A 20,173-nucleotide genomic window follows, 5' to 3' on the forward strand; every position below is an offset into this window, starting at 1 on the left:
TCGAGCAGAGCGTTAAACTAAGTTACCCACATTAATTGTGGATAACTTAGTTAATATCTCCTTTACAACTGTCCTTAGGTCACGCTCTTCTTGCGATTGAAACGATTGTTTAAATATTATTCGAGACTTTTGCACGACTACTGCGCTTACAAATACAGCGTTAAAAAATGACTCAAAATGCTCATTTATAGACCATAAACTGCGCTTTTTCGTCATGTTTTGCCTTGTCTTTGATTCGCTCATAACATCGTGCAAAGGTCTCTACTCATTGATGACACTGCTGTTTACTTGATGTGGTTTTACGCCGAAATGTCGAGTTTCTACTTCGGGAATTACGTATATTGCCTAAGTTTTGGCGCTCTATAATGAGTCCATTTTTTCGAGCAGTTGTGAGGCCTCATGGAAAAATCGCTTAAACCATTTGATGTTGTTGCTTTGGGGTTTATGACCTTTGCATTTTTTTTGGGGGCAGGGAATATGATTTTCCCTCCACTTGCGGGGTTTTATGCAGGGGATAACTTGCTGCTGGCGATTGCCGGGTTTTTGTTAACGGCGGTAGGGTTGCCATTACTGGGGCTTTTTGCCATTGCGAAAGCGGGTGGAGGGTTACCTACGTTAGGTAAGTTTCTGCCCAAGAGGGCGAGTATCCTGCTCGGTTTATTAATTTATCTTATTTTGGTTCCAGGGTTTGGTATTCCCAGAACAGCGTTGGTCGCTTATGAAATGGGTGTTATACCATTTGTTGAGTCTGGCAGTTCGATGACATTGGCTATCTTTACACTCTGTTATTTTTCCATTGCGCTGTTTTTTGCGCTCAGAGAAGGCCAGTTGATCGACAATGTCGGTAAAGTTATCGCACCTGTTCTTTTGCTCTTATTGTGTGTGGTGGGCATTGGGGTATTCTTTTCACCGCAAGGTGATATTGGTGTTGCGCAATCTGAGTATGCGACGTCTCCTTTTGCCAAAGGCTTCCTGGATGGGTATATGACGATGGATGCGCTGGCTGCATTGATGTTTGGCTTATTGATCATTCACGCACTGCGGAACAAAGGAATTAATAGTCCGGCTAAACAGTTTAAATACCTGGCTGCGGCAGGCGTGATAGCCGGTACAGGTTTAGCGATGGTCTATATCGCATTGTTCTATTTAGGCGCGACCAGCCACCTTGTTACCCCCTCACCAGATAATGGTGGACAGATTTTTACCGAATATGTGGCGGCTATTTTTGGCCCGACGGGGCAGTTGGTTTTGGCGGCGGTTGTTTCTCTGGCTTGCTTAACCACGGCTATTGGGGCTATTAGTGCATTTGGTGACTACATTAATGACCTGAGCACGAAGCTCCCCTATAAAGGGGTTGTAATCACTGCAACGGCCGTGTGTCTACTGGTGGCCAACATTGGTCTATCGCAGCTAATCGCTATATCAATTCCTATACTGATGGCTATTTATCCCGTGGCGATGGCCTTGGTTCTTCTTACGCTGATCTCAGGAAAGTTAAGGAATCCGCGTTTGACCTATTGTGTCACGCTTTCCGTTGCGCTGTTATTTGGTATTCTGGATGGTTTGTCAGCTGCGGGTGTTGAAATGAGTTTCTTCAATGTCATACCGATGTTCGAACAAGGTTTGGCTTGGGTGCTACCCACGTTCCTATCTTTTGTCGTCTCAGCGGGACTGCCTGCAAAACCAGCGGCAGGGGAGCTTGCCACTTCAGAAGGTTGACCGGTTGGCCATTTTAGGTTCAATACTCTAATCTTTCTGGTTAGTATGATAAACCCCAATATTGGAATTTGGGGTGATGTTCTTACATGATGTTTGGAGGTATTTATGCGTATGAATATATGTAACTACAAACTGTTGGTCTCTGTATGGAACCTGCGAATAGACGATCCGCTGGCAGAACTGACATTTAACTGTGATAACTATTAACTGTGTAAGTACGAATAATGTAAAACCTTTAAGGAGGGGCTGTTATGCAGCTACACTGCTAGACAGTGCCCCTCCTGCACTACCTTCGAGGCGCGTGATCACTGTGCTCGATATACTCCCTTCACGCTTTATCTTTCCAACAGTACCCACGCATGAACAAGTTTAATGCGTTACTCGACCAGGTCCGAGCGTGTACGTTATGTGAGCCGTATTTGGCCAATGGCGTAAGGCCAGTATTACAGGCCAACCCCAAAGCGCGAATTTTGCTTGTCGGTCAGGCTCCGGGAAGAAAAGTGCACGAAACAGGTGTGCCTTTTAATGACCCCAGTGGTGACCGTCTGCGGGACTGGCTTGGTGTTACCAGGGATGTATTCTATAACGAAGAGGTGTTTGCCATTGTGCCCATGGGGTTTTGTTACCCTGGACGCGGAAAATCCGGTGACTTGCCTCCCAGGCCAGAATGCGCAACGGCGTGGCGGGAAAAGCTACTTAGTCACCTGACGAATATTGAGCTGACATTACTTGTCGGCGCTTATGCTCAGGATTACCATCTCAAAGAGAAAGGCAGCACACTGACCAAGACGGTGAGTGACTGGCGCTCATATTGGCCCGACATTGTGCCTTTGCCCCATCCAAGCCCCAGAAATAATATCTGGTTAAGTCGAAATCCATGGTTTGAGAAAACGTTGATACCTGAACTGAAGGCGCGAGTGGCGGATATTCTGGCCACTCGCTGAAACAGTACTTAACGACTGCAACTTAACCACATAACTGGTTAGTCATCAGTTGACTGAAATATTGTGAACCTTTATTTCGTCGCCTTTACCATTGCCTTCAAGCCGTACGTTTTTGGCTTTTAAGAAACCAGCAGGCTCCAGAATTTCGGCTTCATCCTCGTTAACCCACTGTTCGGCTTTAATGCCGTACTTTTTGCTATCGCTGACAAACACCTTATTTAAAAAGCCGCTAATATTTCCTTCCCCCAGCTCTGTTAGTTGTATGCCATCGTCGCCCGACGCCAGGACTTTAACTTTCACCAGGTTTACGCCAATATCGCCGGCATCTTCTTCATCTGCTTTTATGCCTTCGTCACTGTTATTTTCTGCGACAACCCGTCGAGCGGTAATGCTTAAGCGGCCATTTCCTGATTCATCAAAATCGAGCCCTTCATCCATGTTGTTATTGGCTTCGACTCGGTACAGGTTAACTAATATGCTGCCATCGCCTGCTTCGTCGATATCAAACCCGTCATCTAAATCTTCTTCATTGTAGAAGCCATTGTTGTTTACAGTGACGTTGTGCATTGTGCTGAAAACGCTTCCTGAACCCGCTTCATCTAGCTCAATGCCATCGCCTCCGTTGCCATCAATATGGCTTTTAACGATCCAGGAAGAGATATCGCCTTCACTGCGCTCATCAACACGAATGCCATCAAAATCTAGCGCACCGGTACCGTTCCCAATAAAGTTAGAGCCATAGATTTCCAGGTCTATTCCTATTGATGAGCCGGATGCGCCATCATCAAATGCATCAGCGTTGTCATCAATGTGAAGGCCATACAACGCTGACGATATAATATTAACGTGCTTTAGTGTGATTGAAATATCACTGCCTTGTGCGTCCTCAGGAACATTCACCACGATACCGCGTGTGGCGCTGTTTTCTACGGTAAGATTTTTGATCGTTATATCTGCCATGGTATTGAAAACCAGTGTGCCGTCCTCGGTTACCGCTGCTTCCATGCCATTGTTGTCAACCACAAGCTCAAACTGACCAGCATTTTCGCCATTGATGGTGGCGCCATTACCAACAATGGTGAGAGGCTGAGTTCCGCTGTAGATGACTGGTGCCATGGGTGAAATGGTTGCGTTTTTCTTAAATACTATTTTGTTAATTGATGAGTCCTGATTTGCGGCTGAAATAGCCGCTTGAAGAGAGGCTGCATCGTACACCTTGGCGTTATTTTTTGCATGGACTGAAAGTGGCAGGGTGCCAATCGCAAGCGCTAAAATTGTTTTTTTCATGGGTTACCTTTTTGAGTCGCTTCATTTTTTGATCACCCTATAGCGCTCAAGTTACAAATAGATGACAGGGATATGTCACAAATGAACGGTTCTTGAGAGTGGGGATCATGCTCAATGAAGGTCGTGAGGAGGTCGTCATTTTAGCGAAACATTACCGCCATAATAGTGAAACACAATGAAGGTAGTTTCATCTTTGCCCACTTTTATTAACGACTCAATCCATTAGGGACAGCAATAATGAAAATGAAGAAAAACCTTTTACTTGCCGCAATAACTCTAGCGGTAGCGTCCAATGCCCACAGCGGCAATGCATACGGTAATGGCAGTAGTGTAGATGCAATTCCTGCGCACCAGAAAGAAAACCCATGGTTCACCGCCGGGGAGGCAAACGTTGCAGATAAAGTCTTTTCCCGTTTCCCGAAGGCGAAAAATGTGATTCTGTTTGTGGGCGATGGTATGGGGGTTTCGACGGTAACCGCAGCACGGATTCTTGAAGGCCAGCTAAAAGGGATGTCTGGTGAAGAGAATAACTTGAGCTTTGATACCTTTCCATACACGGGTATGGCAAAAACCTATAACGTAGATGCTCAAACGCCAGACTCTGCTGGTACCATGACGGCGATGATGTCAGGTGTAAAAACCGATGTAGGTGTTATCGGTGTGGATGAAGATATAGTGCGTGGCGACTGTTCAACAGTTGCGGGTAACGAGCTGGTGACCGCACTTGAACTGGCAGAAATAGCGGGAAAATCTACAGGGGTTATCTCAACCGCGCGGATTACTCATGCCACACCGGCGGCAACCTATGCGAAATCTGCTGATCGTAACTGGGAAGATATCTCTGATATGCCCGCAGAGGCTATAGAGCAAGGCTGTGAAGATATTGCGTCCCAGTTAGTCGGATTTGAGCAGAACCTGAAGTCGCGCTTTCCTTCAGCAAAACGCATTGATGGCCTGGAAGTCGTTTTGGGGGGAGGGCGGCGCCACTTTTTGCCGAAAGATCCAAATTACAATAGCCCTGATGCAATGAGCTCAACCGAAGGTGATCGCACAGATGGCCGAGACCTGATTAGTGAGTGGCAAGCTGCTTACCCGCAGGGTGAGTATGTATTTGATCAGGCGGGCTTTGACACCATTGACCCAGAATATACCGAACGAGTGTTTGGTCTATTCAACGAGTCGCACATGCAGTATGAAGCTGATCGGGAAAATGATATCGCCGGTGAACCATCAGTGGCAGAAATGACGGAGAAGTCGATTCGTCTGCTCGATAACAATGACAGAGGGTTCTTCTTGATGGTTGAGTCAGGTCGAATTGATCATGGCCACCATGCAGGCAGTGCTTACAACGCACTAACCGATACTATTGCGTTTTCAGATGCTGTTCGCGCAGCCGTTGAATCCGTTGATATGAGTGAAACACTGATAATTGTGACTGCTGACCACAGTCATGTGTTTACTATTGCAGGTTACCCCAAGCGTGGTAACCCGATTTTGGGCAAAGTGGTAAGAGTAGGTTCTGACGAACCTGCGCTGGCGTCTGACGGTATGCCATATACCACGGTGGGTTATATGAACGGGCTTGGTTTTCGTGACCTGGGTGACGAAACCAATGCGGATGCGACCTACAGATTACCCGCTGCAACCGGTCGGGTAGATTTAAGTGCGGTTAACACTGAAGCAAGCGGATATCATCAGGAATCACTGGTTCCGTTAGGCTCAGAAACTCATGCCGGTGAGGATGTTGCGATATATGGCAAGGGGCCGGGAGGGCATCTTGTTAGTGGTACCAACGAACAGAGCGTGATCTTTCATGTTATGAATAGAAGTGCGCGGTTAGAGAAAAAGGCTGAAAAGCAGCTAAACAAGCGCCGCTGGTTGCCATGGTGGAGAAGGTAGGTCTCCAGCTATCTTGCAAGGGGCACATGTTGCCCCTTTTCTATTGGTCTTTAAAGGTACTTAAACATGTTTATGCGTTTGTTTTTTGTCTGGATGTTAGCCTCTATCGCAGCAGGCGTACACGCCGGTTGTGTTAATCAAGGCGGGCCAATTGGGGCGCACTACCGTATTACAACCACTGAGAATGAGAGCGGTAAACAACGTGTTAAAGCGTTTACGCTGTGGCGAATGGCTGATCAGGTGGCACATCAATACCATGGCAAAGGGAAGACAGAACTTTGGGAAAGAGCCGGCAATGGCAAACTAAGAACGGTTCACTACTTTGACTTATACCATCGAGGCATTGAGTATGCCCCGGGCGAAATTAGAATCGCGCACACAGCAACAGACTGGCAGTTGAAATATCAGCTACTCAGTGACAAGTTTATTGAAACACTGACTCGAGAAGCCTCTTTGGTTGAAGATTGTGAACCACTTTTGCAATATTCTAAAACAGCGGAAGGAGAAAAAATAACCTTAGCATGGCTGCCTGAACAGCGTTTGATTAAGAGTTATATTAGCGAACGACCTTTCGTCACCACGACATGGGAATTACTGGATGTCGTGACCGATAGCGATAAAGTTCAGGGTGAGTTTGCGCGTCGTGCTGAGTTTCAAACAACTGACTATACCGATATTGGTGATAACGAATCAGACCCATTTCTCATGCGAATGATTAATTTGGGGCATATCTCCCATGGTGCATCGGGTTTTTATGACCAACACGGCCACCTGATTGGCGGAAACCACGGCCATTAAATAACTGGAGCGCCTAAATAACCAGAGCCATTTGTCATTGTTTGGTTTGGCAAGACTCGCTATTAAGCAGTCAATTTAGACCATTTCTCGTGTGTCTTCGGGCTTTTATATTAATAGGGCAACTCAGTAAGGGTTGTTTAATGAAGTCAGGCCTTCGAGATACCTTGTTGGCCTTGCAAGCTGAAACGCGCCTGATAACAGATAAGGACAATGAGATGATTGGTTATACGACTGTTGGCACTAATAATATGGGTCAAGCCACTGCTTTTTATGACGCTATTTTAAAAAAAGCAGGAGCAATTCGGGTATTCGATACGGAGAGATTTGTTGCTTGGGGACGTGGTAAAGGGGCTCCTGCATTTGGTGTTATCAAACCGTTCGATAATAAGCCTGCGACTGTTGGCAACGGGGTGATGATGGCGCTGGCATTGGCCAGCAAAGCGTCTGTTGATGCACTTCATGCTAAGGCACTTGAGCTGGGTGCAGAAAACGAAGGCGAGCCAGGGGTGCGGCAAGGGGGCTTTTACTGTGCTTATTTTAGAGATCTGGATGGTAATAAACTTAATCTGTTCTGCCAAAATTAATGTCGGAATCCTGCGTCGATAGAGTTATTATCTAGTCACTCTGATACTGATAATAAGAATAGGCGTACGATCATGACGAAAGAATTTAAGACCTTTGCTGAGTTTTACCCGTTTTATCTGAGCGAGCACAGCAACCAGACCTGCCGGAGACTGCACTTTATAGGTTCATCTCTGGTGGTGCTGGTTTTGCTTTATGCATTGTTTTCAGGTCGTTTAATGCTGTTGTTATGGTTGCCGGTTATTGGTTACGGGTTCGCATGGGTTGGGCATTTTGTGTTTGAAAAAAACAGACCCGCCACATTTAAGTATCCGCTGTATAGCCTGGCTGGTGACTGGGTAATGTTTAAAGATATCCTGATTGGTAAAATTCGCTTTTAGTCTCTGGATAGCCTTTTGCTCACTTCGAAGGGCCGAGCAAAAATATGCCAAAATCCTGATTATCGTCCTGCCAGCGATCATCAATAACCAGCCCTAATCGGCTGACCAGCTGATGAATCGACTCAACGCTGTATTTGTGGGAGTTCTCAGTGTGAATCGTTTCCCCTTTATTGAATAAAATGTGCTTGGAACCCAGTCGAATGAGCTGGTCTCGTGTTGCGACCAGGTGCATCTCGATGCGGCTGTATTGTTCGTTAAACAGTGCTTTATGGGTAAAGCCATGCTGGCAATCAAAATTGCAGCCCAGCTCATTGTTCATACGGGTCAGTAGGTTTAAGTTAAATCGGGCGGTGACGCCTTTTTTGTCATCATAGGCTGCGATCAGTCGCTTCCGATCCTTTATTAGGTCGACACCCAATAGAATCTTGCCTGACTCACCGGCTAATATTTTTAGGTTGTGAAGAATGCCTATGGCCTCTTCATAAGAGAAGTTACCGAGCGTGGAGCCCGGAAAAAAGACCATTCGGCTTTCTTGTTGATTAAATAACTTCGAGACCCTCTGTAGGTCAACTTCGTTGGTAAAGTCTCCCTGCAGTGGAGAAATCAAAACGCCTGGATGTTGCTTGCTCAGATTATCTGACGACATCGAGATGGCTTCATCGGATATTTCAAGAGGGATGAACTGTTTTGGTTTTTTTAGTGCGGATAACAAGATTGATGCTTTTTTACCCGTTCCAGCCCCCGGTTCAATAACGGTCATGCCACCGCCAAAGTAACTCGCCATCTCATGGCAGTATGTATTCAATATTTCCATTTCGGTGCGAGTCACGTAATACTCGTCCAAATCGCAAATTTCTTCGAAAATTCTTGAGCCTGCGGCATCATAAAAGTATTTGCTGGGCAGGGACTTCTGTTGCTGGCTAAGTCCATTTAAAGCATCTTGAAAAAAAACGTCATGCTCAGAGCCTGTCGGGTCTGTTGTACACTGTCCTGCTATAAAGTTCATGTGTGCTCCTGTGTTTGCTTCTTGCTCTTCTGTCCATTGTCAGTGTTACGTTAAGTCTGCTGCCAGACGTATACCGCTCATTTGCCAGCGCTGTTGTGGGTAAAAAAAGTTTCTGTAGCTGTTGCGAATATGCCCTGTAGGGGTGAAACATGAGCCACCCCGCAAGACAAACTGTCCTGACATAAATTTCCCGTTATACTCGCCGGCATCCCCTTCGAATGGTTTAAATCCTGGGTAGGCAAGATAGCTGCTGTTGGTCCACTCCCATACTCCACCAAGCAGCGACTGAAGGTTGTCCTCTTCGACAACTGAGGGTTCAAGGGTCATGGGGTCAAATTGAGGTGCTTGGGTTACGCTTTGTGTCGCGGCTAGCTCCCACTCGAACTCTGTTGGTAAACGTTTTCCTGACCATGAGGCAAAGGCTGAAGCTTCATAAAAACTAATATGGCATAACGGTTCGTTAAGGTTTAAAGGCTGTAGGCCTGACATGGTATATCTAAACCACTGGTTGCCCTGTTGATGCCAGTAAAGAGGGCTATTGATGGCCTCTGACTGAACAAATTCCCAGCCATCAGAGAGCCAATGAAGACTGTTTTGGTATCCGCCATCGTTTATAAAGGATAGAAACTCTCCATTGGTCACGGTTCGGTTTGCGAGCTTGAAAGGAGCGACAAAGACTTGATGCTGCGGCCGTTCATTGTCGAATGAAAACGCTTTTGTTGAGGCTCCCATAGTCACTAAACCACCCTGATATGAATGCCAGTTTAAAGAGGATGACTGCCTGTCCTGAAACTCATAGTGCTTTAATCGCTGTGGATGCATCGGGTTTTGCGATAGTGCGTGTTTGATATCGGTCAGTATCAGCTCCTGATGCTGTTGCTCGTGATTTAACCCGAGCAGGATCAGTTTCAGAATATTGCTATCGCGTAATTGCTGAATAAATGCAGTCATTCGGGTATCAATCTCTTTTCGGTACTCCATCACCTGGTCTAATGTCGGCCGTGATAGAAGCCCACGTTTGGGGCGGCTATATTGAGCACCGATGGCATTGTAGTAGGAGTTGAACAAAACAGCATAGTGCTCATCAACAACGGTATAGTGAGGTTGATATTTGAGCAGGATAAACGTTTCAAAAAACCAGGTGGTGTGGGCCAAGTGCCACTTGGTTGGGCTGGCATCAGGCATTGATTGAATTTGGCAGTCTTCTGATGAAAGTCCGTTTATCAGCTGTTCTGTCTCGCTTCTTACACGGGTGTAAGCATTGCAGATATCTGCATTGCTGAGATCGTATTCCATACTTCAATCCTTGTGAGAGACCTTTACACGATGACTGTGCTCACAAACACTGCATTAAAAAATGCCTGATTCCCCTTATAACGCCGTGTGAAGGTCTCTGTGAATGTTATTTGATCCTGAAAAATAGAATGACTGTTATCACAATAGTACATAACAGAGTGATGACAAATTGATGATGGTTTTGAGAGGGGGGGGATAACAACGAAGTCATTGCTTGGGGGAGTAGGCGTTCTTGCTTTCGAGGGAAGAAGGGCCCGCAATTGGACCCGTAATTGATAATAACCGTTTGAGGTATTAGTAGGCGCTTGGCTTATTTATAGGTGCTTGGTTTAAAGAAGCATGGTTTAGAGGTGCTTGGTTTAGATATATTGTGCCAACTTTGCTTGCTGCTCACTAACAGCCTCGGTTAGTTCTTGTTTTAGTTGAGCAACCAGTTCCGCTACCGGTGTTACACCGTTTATACCCGCCACACCTTGGCCTGCTGACCATACGGTTTTCCATGCCTTGGCTTCGTCATCCAGGGGTTTTAGCTTGGTTCCATAATCGATAGATGACGGGTTCATGAGTGCATCTAAATCGTACCCTGCTTTCTCCAGGCTAGGACGCATGAAACTGGCCTTAACACCCGAGACAGCAGGAGTATGGATAATATCATCAGCGCTGCATTGCGAGACCATCGACTTATATTCGTCGCTCGCTTCGCTCTCAACGGTATTGATAAAGCGGGTGCCCATATACGCATAGTCGGCACCCATCTGAATTGCAGTGGCGATGTCCTTGCCTGTGTTGATACAGCCACCGAGAATTAACGTACCGTTGAATACTGAGCGAATTTCAGTGATCAGTGCCATAGGGTTGGTGGTGCCTGCGTGTCCGCCTGCACCTGCTGCAACAGCTATGATTCCGTCAACGCCAGCCTCCGCTGCTTTTTTGGCATGACGTCTGTTGGTGACATCATGAAATACCCGTCCGCCATAACCATGCACGGCGTTAACAACTTCGCTTACCGCCCCGAGGGAGGTAATGATTAAAGGAACCTGATGCTTAACACATACGGCCAAGTCTGCTTGGGCGCGAGGGTTGGTCGGGTGAATAACCAGGTTTACCCCAAATGGTGCTGCTTTTTTCCCTGTTTCTTTTTCAAATTTGGCAAGTTCGCTTTTGATGCTGATTATCCACTCTTCAAGTCCTTCAGTGGTTCGGTTATTGAGTGACGGGATGGTGCCTACAATGCCGTTTTTGCAGCACTCTGTCAGGAGTTTTACACCAGAGACCAAAAACATCGGCGCGGTTATTACCGGGAGTGATAAGTGTTCAAATGGTGTTTTGCTGTTTTTAATACTCATTGTCTACCCCTGTGTTTTCTGAACATTTTGTATTTCAATGCATTACCCTAGTGTACCGGCAACCTGGCACCAAACCAACTTATGCCGGTTTGCTGTGACAAAGAGCTTGTGAGCCTATAGCAGGTTAAGCAGTTTCAACTCCTGAGGGTGAGGGGTCATATAGTATGAGTTGCTGATATAGTCATCAGGGGCTTTCCGAAAGTGATGCTTTAATAGAGTTATCGGCACGATAAGTGGCAGCTCCCCCAAGCGGTAACGCTCGATCACTTCAGTAAGTTCTGCTTTGTCATCCGCATCGAGTGCACGTTTTAGGTAGCCCTGAATGTGTTGCAAAACATTAACATGGTTGCCCCGTGTAGCAACGGTTTTTAGCGCGGCCATTAATTCTGGAAGATACTGGTCAGCGACCTCCGTAAGATTGTCTTTAGTGGCTGTAGCGACTAACTTTCCCAATGAACGATAATCGTTCTGGTGATGGCTCATGATAATAAGCTTATGTTGACTATGAAACTGTGTGAGCTTATGCAGCGTGAGACCGCTTGCTATGAGTTGCTTCCAACGGTAGAGCACATATACCCGTTGGATGAAGTTCTCCCGTAGGTGAGGATCGCCTAACCGTCCCTCTTCTTCTATCGGCAGGTAGGGGAAGTGCTCCATTGTTCGTTGCGCAAAAATACCGCTGCCTGTTCTGCGCGGTTGCCCATTGATAAAGACTTTAACCCGCTCCATGCCGCAGCTTGGCGAGTCTTTCTTGAAAATATAGCCACACAAATCGGTTTGTTGTGGCTGCTGGTTATCTGCACAGGCTTCAAGTTGCCGGGTTACGTCAATGGTTTGATCTTTAACGCCTATGCAACGGATGCCATCGTCAGTTTGAACCAGTCGAATGGGTTTTCTTGGGACACCCATACCGATAGCCATTTCAGGGCAGAATGGTTTGAAGTCGAAGTATTCGCTAAGGGTTCCGTTGATATAGGCATCATTCTTGTGCCCTCCATCGTAGCGAACTTTTTCTCCCAGCAAACAGCTGCTAATTCCAACGGGTATTTTCATATCACCTGACTTCTATTGTAGTTGTGAAACGCTTATCACGCGGATATTACGCATTTTACTGTAGCAGGTGTTGAATATTTTAGTAGCCCTGATGTGCCTTCTGGTTTTCTGCTGAATATAGAATCGGGCGCGGGACACCCTCCCACAAAGACCTTGGCAAAATGTGTGGCGACAAAGAAGTAGGGGGATCCCGCGCCCGATAAATAAATGGCGTTCAATACGATGGATGTCTTGCTAATGATTGGGGGCTTGCTAATGATTCCTGGTTGCCTTAAGCAAAAGTGAACGAGTTATCATATTTAGCAAATGGAAAGAAGATGCTGTAGAGCAATTCTGTATAAACAATGTACGATGGTGCATGAAAATGGACTTTCCCTGCAGTACCTCAGCAATGAACGCTAAAAGAAACCACTTGATATATAAGCTTATAAAAACAAAAAGGTTATCGCATGAAACTCCGAACGAAACTCAAAATAGCGGCTGCGCAGTTTGCGTTATTGGCCGTCACTCAAACTGCGGCTGCTGCCACGGTTGATGACTTCAAAAACACCTGGGAATACAGAGCCCTCCAGCATCAGCAACGTATCGATATGGGGGAACCTCTTGGTAAGTCTACGTTTCTGACCACCCATAATAGTTATAACTCTGACGCATACGCCAACTTGGGTAGCTACTATGACCCCAACCAGAAATACAGCCTGGTTGATCAGTTGGATATGGGAATACGCTCGTTAGAGCTTGATGTACATGACTATAACGGTGACTTGCTGTTATGCCATGGCCAGGGCAACCATACCGGCTGCAGTATTTTTGATCGACGTTTTGAAGATGGCATAAAAGAAGTCGCGAGCTGGCTTAAGCAGTCAAATAATCGAGAGCAAGTAATAATACTCTACATTGAAGAGCATGTTGATGGCCGTTATAACGACCTAATGAGTCAAGTCGATGCCCACATGGGTGACTTAATATATAAGCCTTCATCATGCCAGTCCTTACCCATGAACATCAGCAAGGCTGATGTGCTTAATGCGGGTAAGCAGGTGCTTATTATTGGTGGAAACTGCGGCTCAAGCGCCTGGAGCCAGTACGCGTATAAAAATACATATCCGACTGATAATGGCACTATTAACAGCTACCCAACCTGTACGACAAGCAAATACTCTACGAACTACCTTATAAACAATCTGGTTCGTGTTTACGAAGACAGCACGTCTCTTTCGAGCATATTTGGTACACCACCTCCGGCTATTACACCTGAGAGAATGAAAAAAGCGGTTGACTGCGGCATGGGTGTTGTTGGTCTTGATCAACTTGATATTCATGATTCAAGATTGAGTGCGGCAATTTGGAGTTGGGGCGCTAATGAGCCAAATGATGCTGGCGGTGAAGATTGTGCTGTTTCAAGAGCGGATGGCCGATTTAATGATATCAGCTGCGGCAATGTTCGCCAGTATGCCTGCTACAGCGTTGCAGCTGATCAATGGAAAATCACTTCAGGGTCAGGCGCTTGGTCAAATGGCGATAATGTATGTGGTCAAGAGTTTGGTGCAAACTACCGATATGATGTACCTAAAAACGGATATCAAAATCGCCGTTTGATGGATGCAAAATCTGCTGAAGGTATTTCGGGTGATGTATGGTTAAATTACTCTGATACTGCAACTGAAGGAGACTGGATACCCGGTGACTTCCCACAAATTACCCCTCCTGGGTCAAACCAGCCTGTTGTGTACAGGAAGCTTCGCAACGACAAAGGTAAGTGTTTAGACCTGGAAGGCCGTAGCACATCAAACGGTACTGAAATCCACCAGTGGTCATGTCATGGTGCTGATAGCCAGCTGTGGTATCAGGATGAGACGGGAAGAATCCATAGTAAAGCAGACCCGTCAAAATGTGTTGATGTCTCTGGTTCAGGCACTGGTAACGGCTCACGAGTGATACTGTGGAGCTGTCACGGTGGCGATAACCAGCGCTGGATTCGAGGCAGCAGCAACTCATTTAGACCGGCTCATGCCACGCACAAAGCGCTTGATATTAAAGACCCATTCTGGGGTAACGGGCAGCGTGCTCACTTATGGGAGTTCCATGGTGGAAAATCCCAGCGATGGGCGTGGGATTAACCCAAGGTGTAAAACCGAGTATTTAGCTTAAGGCTTATGCAGGGCATATCTATAGGGTGCCCTGTTTAGATAGTGCATGCATAGCACTCTCACTATAGCTATTGAAAACCGGGCAGGGGACCAACTCTGACCGGTTTTTTTATTTTTAGGCCTCCACTCAATCTGAGAGTACAACGTCACTTTGATGTACAAGTGCGCTTCCTGAGGTACAATGCCGCCCCCATAATTAGCAATTGAAAGCAGTGGTCGCTATGAACGCAACGGTTAATGGTCTTATTTCCCTTTATGCAGCTATATTTCTTTTGGCTGGAAATGGCTATTTTGCTAAAGGTATCTCCATTGATGTGTTCGATATTACTGCATACCGTTCGATACTGGCCGCATTGGCACTGTTTATATTTCTTCAGATAAAACGCCAGCGAATGGGCTTGCACTCGCGGTCACACTATCCGTTGTCTATAGGGTTAGGGTTATTACTGGGGCTGCACTGGGTTACTTTTTTTTATTCGATGCGCATATCGACGGTTGCGTTAGGAATGACCGTGCTTTACACCTACCCCATTATTACCGTGTTTTTGGAAAAACTGTTTTTTAACAAAACCATCCAGCTCTACGATCTGCTAGTCGCTATTGCTGTTCTAGTCGGTGTTGGTCTGATGGCGACTGCGGGTGATGGCTTTGAGGGTGGAAACGTTGAAGGTGTTTTGGTTGGGTTGCTATCTGCGCTCTGCTTTGCCTGTCGAAATGTAACCCAGCAGCGGTACATGAGAGGCTATCCGGCGTATCTAACAATTTTCTACCAAGTATTAGTGATTGGCATCGTCTTTTTGCCCTTTGCAGACCTGAACCCTGCTGAATTGCTTCAGCAACCGTCTGATAATTTGCTTAAGCTGTTGCTGCTGGGCTTTGTGTTCACCGCATTGCCACACTCGCTACTGGCAAATAGCTTGCGTACCATCAGCGCTAAATCGGTCGCGTTAATTGGTTGCTTACAACCCGTTATTGGTACGGTGATCGCGTTTATCCTGATTAGTGAGCAACCTTCAATACAGGTGGTTGTTGGTGCGGTTATAGTGCTGGCAGGTGCTGTCTCTGAAACAATTAAACCTCAGCGTGTTGCCTGAGAATATTATTTAAAAGCCGCTTCATTAAGGTAGCTGTTAACAATTTCCTGGTAACGTCCGGACGCTTTTAACTCATTTAACCCCGCATTAAAACGGTCTCTCAGTGATTCGTCGTGGAACGCCACATAACGGGGGGAGGGAGGCAGAATATTATAAAATCGGGTGGATTTGTCGAATCCGAGTTCTTCCATATAGGTGTTATGGTAGTAATTAAAAATTCTCTTATCCATCACGATGGCGTCACAACGTTGCTTAAAGAGCATATTGAGTTGAGCGAGTTGATTAACCACTTCATCGTAGCTTTGGTTCTGCTCTGTCATGGCTTTGAACTCACTGCCAAAGTAGTTAGAAGCATTTTGAAAGCCTACTAACCGCAGATCCCGCAAATCCTGAATCTCAACTATCGCGAGATTACGGCTCTCTAGCGCAATTATTCCATTTTGGTATTCAATAGTAGAGTCTGAGTAATAGAGGCCCGGTGTTCCGCTGGGAACATTGATCATGCCATCGACATTTTTGGTCTTTAAGAAGCTGAGAGCTCGTTTGTTGGAGGCGTAAAGTACTTTGAGAGTATGCCCTGAACGGGCGAGTGACTCCCGGACGATATCAAGCTGAATCCCTGTATCTGATTCGACAATTACATAAGGGGGAATTGAAATAGAACTGGCCAGTGTTACTTGCTGTGACAAGGTTTGCGAAGAGAAAAAAACGCCCCAGATGGTCAGAGCCCACCCAATGCACCTGGTGAATGAGCTAACAGTATCACGGCCTTTAGTTTGGCTTATTGGCCAAAACAGTTTATGTATAAAAATCATATAGATTAAGTGCGTCATGGTTTAAGTTATAGCATAAAGACAGGTTGAACTCTCTTCGTGAGCAACGCCATTGCTTTTATAAGGGTATTATAGATGACCAACGTTCAGAAACGTTTGACGGAATATAAAATCTCTTTATTATAGGCTCGTATTGTAGATTTGCATTGAGTAGCAGCGGTTCGTTTTAAGTAACATCAGTTGGCTATTGGCTTTAATTTGTATCTGGTGAGTTTATGCTTAACTTTTTACCTGCACCATTAATTGGTGTTTTATGTTCGGTTTTCCTGTTTGTTAATACTGTCGTGCTTTGCAGTATTCTTTATATTCCTATGATCATTAAGATCGTTATTCCTATCAAGTTTGTTCAGGTTTTGTGTGCCAAGGCGATTATTGCCATCTCGGAGCTATGGATCAGCATTAATAGTGGTTGGATGAAGTTGTTTCAACGCACAGAATGGGATGTAGAAGGGCTTGAAGGCTTGAGTCATCAGGGCTGGTACCTGGTCACCAGTAATCATCAGAGTTGGGTTGATATTTTTGCTTTACAGCACATCTTTAATCGCCGTATCCCATTTTTGAAATTCTTTATCAAGAAAGAGCTTATTTGGGTGCCTGTTATCGGTATTGCATGGTGGGCGATGGATTTTCCATTTATGAAGCGCTACAGCAAAGAATACCTGGAGAAGCACCCTGAAATGCGAGGGAAAGATGTAGAAACAACCCGCAAGGCCTGTGAAAAATTCCGCTACACCCCTGTGAGTGTTATTAATTTTGTTGAAGGTACTCGCTTTACCGAACAGAAGCATGCTCGACAAGGCTCGCCATACAATAACCTGCTTAAGCCCAAAGTTGGGGGGACTGCATTGGTGTTGGATGCAATGGGGGACTGCATTTCCACTCTATTGGATATTACGATCGTGTATCCTGATGGACGGCCTGGTTTCTGGGAGTTTATGTGTGGCAAAGTTAAACGGGTTTCGATAAGAATAAATAAAATAGAGATTCCGAAAGAGTTAAGAAGCAGAGACTATAGTGGAGATGATCAACACCGCGACCGAATCAAAAAGTGGGTTGATGACCTATGGGCGAATAAAGACCGCTTTATCTCTGAGCTGAACATGTCAAAATAGTTGCTCGATTCTGTTTCTCCAGTCAAAGGGGCTTTTAAAGGCCCCTTTTTTATAGCTTAATCCCTCGAACCTACAGTACCAGGTCTGGGGGGAAGCGGAGTTCAGCCAACAATAGGCCCCGGTTTGGTGCCGGGGTGTGTTATTATTGACGTTATGCCGCTTTATGCGATTTAGTGTCACGCTCTTTTAACGATTCCGCTTTAAACCCTCGCGCCATAAGCGCCTCATCCATTCGAATGAATGCATCCAATAGTTCTCGCGACTCGTCGTCATAATCAAAATTACGCCCGCACATTTCCTGCAGGAGCATCAGTTCATGGTCTGTGAGCGAATCAAAAATGCTGGGGGTCGTGTGTGGAGTGCGTATGGCCATAGTGTATCCCTCCTGGATGGGGCTGCATGCTAATCTTAGTTGTTGTTATTGTGGATTAATTAATTTACACCGTTTGCAGGCACTGTTGTCTAGCCTGGTACTGCATATAAACTAGTACTGAATGTAAACTAGCACTGCATGTAAACTAGTACTGCGTATAAAATGAATAAACGGTTTACTATATATAGTGTGTCTAGGCCACTCTGGCAATGTTAGATGTTTAATTGATGATGACTGTGTCATATGAATGATGTGATCGACCATAAGGCAGCGCTGGAAGAAATTATTGTCAGGCATTTTGCGGATGCCAGAGGCAGGGTCAATGAGATCTGTGCCAATCACTTTTTTTCAATCAGGGCGGTCACTAAACGACATTGGCAGCATCGTAAAGATATTCCTCAGGATATAGCTGCTGTACCCAGAGCTGGCTGGGGGCTTGCCAAGAAGCTAGCGGGGAAGGGGCTGCAATCAGGCCGAATACCTAGCGGAAAGGAGCAAGCACTACTTGAAATTGTTAGTCAGGAGTTGCTTCAGCTGGATCAATTATCGGCCAAGCTAAATGCTTACTTGAAGCAAGAGGTGGAAGAGGTTGGACTGACAACAGAGGAAGTAGCCAGCCTATTGGATAAAGGTAATGCGCCTCTTGTTGAAGGATGGCTAAAACAGCGAATCGAAACTCACTCTGTCGCGCAAGAAGGTATTCGTGAGTCGCTGGTCTTTATTGCGACCGGTCTGGTAGGAAGAGCATTTTCAGACAAAGCGGTGTTCGGCAGTACGATGGGGTTGGGGTCAATGGCTGCTACATCACTATATCTTAGCCATCAAGGCTGGTGGTCAGGCCTTATGGTGCAAATTTTTGGGGTTCCCGGCTGGGTTTCCGTAGCAGGCATGATGGGCGGTGTTGTCGCGACATTGGCTATTATGCCGGTTATTTCTCCACTGGTAGAGACGGGGGTGAACCGTTTCAGGGCTGAGCGTATGCTGGTTAGAATTGTTGACGCTGTGGAACAGGATATGATGAAGGATACTCCTGAAATAGCGGGAATAGCCGGACGTTTGGCGACATTTATTGGCCTGCTGCCCGACTTGTTGCAGATAGCGGTGAAACTTAGAAGTTAACTACACACTAAGCCGAATGGCACTACTTAAGACATAAAGACCTAGCACTGTCATTCCCGCGTTCGCGAGGATGACAAGCTTAAGTAAGTGCCATTCCAAACTAAGCCCTTGGTTATTCTGGTTATTGGATCTGATTATGAAGGGGGCTGGACAAAGTAATCTAGGGTGCTGGACAGAGTATGTTGAAATTTAGTCGAGACAAGTTGCGCGCAAGCCATGAAGGCATCTGGTTTGTGATGGATTTTATAATGCTAGGGTTGTTGATTATCAACCTGATATTATTGCTGTTCGACTCACTTTATATGACAGACTATTTCAAGGCCACGCTAGACTATATTTCGCCCTCCATTTCAGAGTCTTATCAGCCTATTCATAAAAACTTTATACTGATTGATCTCGCGTTTGTTTCGGTCTTTTTTAGTGAGTTTTGTTTGCGCTGGATCGTTGCAGTTCGGCGTAAAGAGTATCTTCGCTGGTACTTCTTTCCATTTATTCACTGGTATGACCTGGTAGGCTGTATCCCATTGGGGGCCACGCGAATATTCCGGTTTTTAAGAATTTTTTCGATTATCTATCGGCTGCACAAATATAAAATAATCGACTTAACAAACTCCAAAATATTCAAGTTTATTACCTTCTACTATGACGTGTTTATCGAAGAGCTTAGCGACAGAATCGTGGTAAAGGTGCTGTCTGATGCGCAAAAAGATCTTCGTCAGGGCTCACCGCTACTGGATGAAATTGCAGATAAAGTTGTAGCAACCCGTAGGGAGACCCTCAGCTTATGGGTTTCGACAATGTTGACCCACGCAGGAAACTCAATTGAAGATGAAAAGTCTGGCGTAATGATCAGGGATCATGTGAAAGACAGCGTTTCAAAAGCGGTGCGAGAAAACAGTGAAGTATCACGTTTGAAACTGGTTCCGGTTCTGGGGAGTACAATTGAGCAGACGCTCGAAAGTGCGGTTTCAGATATTGTTATTCAGTCAGTGATTCATCTGTTAAAAGATATGAGTCCGCAGAAAATAACTTATTTTATGACGCACGGTATCACTGCCTCTCAGCTCGAAGAGAAAGCCCTGAATAAAGAGATAATAGCGATTCTCGACGAATGTATTGAGCTTCTTAAGGGCCATGTTTCCAATCAGCGGTGGAAGTCACACTTTGATGATGTGTGAATGG

18 protein-coding genes are annotated in these 20,173 nt (G+C 45.8%); 11 read left to right on the forward strand and 7 right to left on the reverse strand.

Translation table 11 applies throughout. The features are described from left to right. Positions 1-399: 399 nt before the first annotated feature. Positions 400-1,719 (forward strand): branched-chain amino acid transport system II carrier protein, encoded by a 1,320-nt coding sequence (brnQ, locus tag MY523_RS04315; protein ID WP_250657582.1) that lies wholly within the window; start codon positions 400-402, stop codon positions 1,717-1,719. A 359-nt stretch (positions 1,720-2,078) separates the two neighbouring features. Continuing rightward, entirely contained in the window at positions 2,079-2,663 is a 585-nt protein-coding gene (locus MY523_RS04320) for a uracil-DNA glycosylase family protein (RefSeq protein ID WP_250657583.1), read from the forward strand. Between the two features lie 45 nt (positions 2,664-2,708). Here the strand turns inward: MY523_RS04320 and MY523_RS04325 are convergent, their stop codons facing one another. After that, entirely contained in the window at positions 2,709-3,950 is a 1,242-nt protein-coding gene (locus tag MY523_RS04325) for a hypothetical protein (RefSeq protein ID WP_250657584.1), read from the reverse strand. Between the two features lie 237 nt (positions 3,951-4,187). Here MY523_RS04325 and MY523_RS04330 point away from each other — a divergent pair, with 237 nt between their 5' ends. The 4 genes from MY523_RS04330 to MY523_RS04345 all read left to right on the forward strand — a co-directional run bounded on the left by MY523_RS04330 (position 4,188) and on the right by MY523_RS04345 (position 7,609). Next, positions 4,188-5,849, forward strand: a complete 1,662-nt coding sequence (locus MY523_RS04330) for an alkaline phosphatase family protein (protein ID WP_250657585.1) — start codon at positions 4,188-4,190, stop codon at positions 5,847-5,849. A 66-nt stretch (positions 5,850-5,915) separates the two neighbouring features. Next, the gene (locus MY523_RS04335) at positions 5,916-6,647 is read left to right on the forward strand and encodes a hypothetical protein (protein WP_250657586.1); all 732 of its coding nucleotides are present in this window, start codon (positions 5,916-5,918) and stop codon (positions 6,645-6,647) included. Positions 6,648-6,787: 140 nt separating this feature from the next. Beyond that, a complete protein-coding gene (locus MY523_RS04340) occupies positions 6,788-7,231 on the forward strand; it encodes a VOC family protein (RefSeq protein ID WP_338021726.1) in 444 nt (147 codons plus the stop codon). 72 nt (positions 7,232-7,303) lie between these two features. Next, complete coding sequence (locus MY523_RS04345; protein WP_250657587.1) at positions 7,304-7,609, forward strand: Mpo1-like protein; 306 nt, start codon at positions 7,304-7,306, stop codon at positions 7,607-7,609. Positions 7,610-7,628: 19 nt separating this feature from the next. Here MY523_RS04345 and egtD read toward each other — a convergent pair whose 3' ends face one another. The 4 genes from egtD to MY523_RS04365 form a co-directional block, all read right to left on the reverse strand. Beyond that, the gene (egtD, locus tag MY523_RS04350) at positions 7,629-8,615 is read right to left on the reverse strand and encodes an L-histidine N(alpha)-methyltransferase (protein WP_250657588.1); all 987 of its coding nucleotides are present in this window, start codon (positions 8,613-8,615) and stop codon (positions 7,629-7,631) included. A 45-nt stretch (positions 8,616-8,660) separates the two neighbouring features. Further along, entirely contained in the window at positions 8,661-9,911 is a 1,251-nt protein-coding gene (gene egtB, locus MY523_RS04355) for an ergothioneine biosynthesis protein EgtB (RefSeq protein WP_250657589.1), read from the reverse strand. A 359-nt stretch (positions 9,912-10,270) separates the two neighbouring features. Next, positions 10,271-11,257, reverse strand: a complete 987-nt coding sequence (locus MY523_RS04360) for an NAD(P)H-dependent flavin oxidoreductase (protein WP_250657590.1) — start codon at positions 11,255-11,257, stop codon at positions 10,271-10,273. 114 nt (positions 11,258-11,371) lie between these two features. Continuing rightward, entirely contained in the window at positions 11,372-12,310 is a 939-nt protein-coding gene (locus tag MY523_RS04365; protein WP_250657591.1) for a YbgA family protein, read from the reverse strand. 449 nt (positions 12,311-12,759) lie between these two features. Here MY523_RS04365 and MY523_RS04370 point away from each other — a divergent pair, with 449 nt between their 5' ends. Both MY523_RS04370 and MY523_RS04375 read left to right on the forward strand, forming a co-directional pair. Continuing rightward, positions 12,760-14,430, forward strand: coding sequence for a phosphatidylinositol-specific phospholipase C domain-containing protein (locus MY523_RS04370; protein WP_250657592.1), 1,671 nt, complete (start codon positions 12,760-12,762; stop codon positions 14,428-14,430). Positions 14,431-14,681: 251 nt separating this feature from the next. Beyond that, positions 14,682-15,554, forward strand: coding sequence for a DMT family transporter (locus MY523_RS04375; RefSeq protein WP_250657593.1), 873 nt, complete (start codon positions 14,682-14,684; stop codon positions 15,552-15,554). Positions 15,555-15,559: 5 nt separating this feature from the next. Here the strand turns inward: MY523_RS04375 and MY523_RS04380 are convergent, their stop codons facing one another. Next, on the reverse strand, positions 15,560-16,369 hold the full coding sequence (locus MY523_RS04380; RefSeq protein WP_250657594.1) for a substrate-binding periplasmic protein: 810 nt from the start codon (positions 16,367-16,369) through the stop codon (positions 15,560-15,562). A gap of 233 nt (positions 16,370-16,602) precedes the next feature. Between MY523_RS04380 and yihG the strand changes: the two genes are divergently transcribed. After that, positions 16,603-17,499, forward strand: a complete 897-nt coding sequence (yihG, locus tag MY523_RS04385) for a 1-acylglycerol-3-phosphate O-acyltransferase, YihG family (RefSeq protein WP_250657595.1) — start codon at positions 16,603-16,605, stop codon at positions 17,497-17,499. 151 nt (positions 17,500-17,650) lie between these two features. On the opposite strand, the gene MY523_RS04390 is transcribed toward yihG, so the two are convergent. Beyond that, positions 17,651-17,872: a hypothetical protein gene (locus MY523_RS04390; protein WP_250657596.1), complete on the reverse strand. Its 222-nt coding sequence runs from the start codon at positions 17,870-17,872 to the stop codon at positions 17,651-17,653. Positions 17,873-18,115: 243 nt separating this feature from the next. Between MY523_RS04390 and MY523_RS04395 the strand changes: the two genes are divergently transcribed. Together MY523_RS04395 and MY523_RS04400 are read left to right on the forward strand one after the other, a co-directional pair. Beyond that, a complete protein-coding gene (locus MY523_RS04395; RefSeq protein ID WP_250657597.1) occupies positions 18,116-18,991 on the forward strand; it encodes a hypothetical protein in 876 nt (291 codons plus the stop codon). 179 nt (positions 18,992-19,170) lie between these two features. Beyond that, positions 19,171-20,169 carry an ion transporter gene (locus tag MY523_RS04400; RefSeq protein WP_250657598.1) on the forward strand — a complete coding sequence of 333 codons (999 nt, stop codon included), beginning with the start codon at positions 19,171-19,173 and terminating at the stop codon, positions 20,167-20,169. The last annotated feature ends 4 nt before the right edge of the window (positions 20,170-20,173 follow it).

It is taken from the genome of Alkalimarinus coralli (assembly GCF_023650515.1).
Taxonomy (GTDB): domain Bacteria; phylum Pseudomonadota; class Gammaproteobacteria; order Pseudomonadales; family Oleiphilaceae; genus Alkalimarinus; species Alkalimarinus coralli.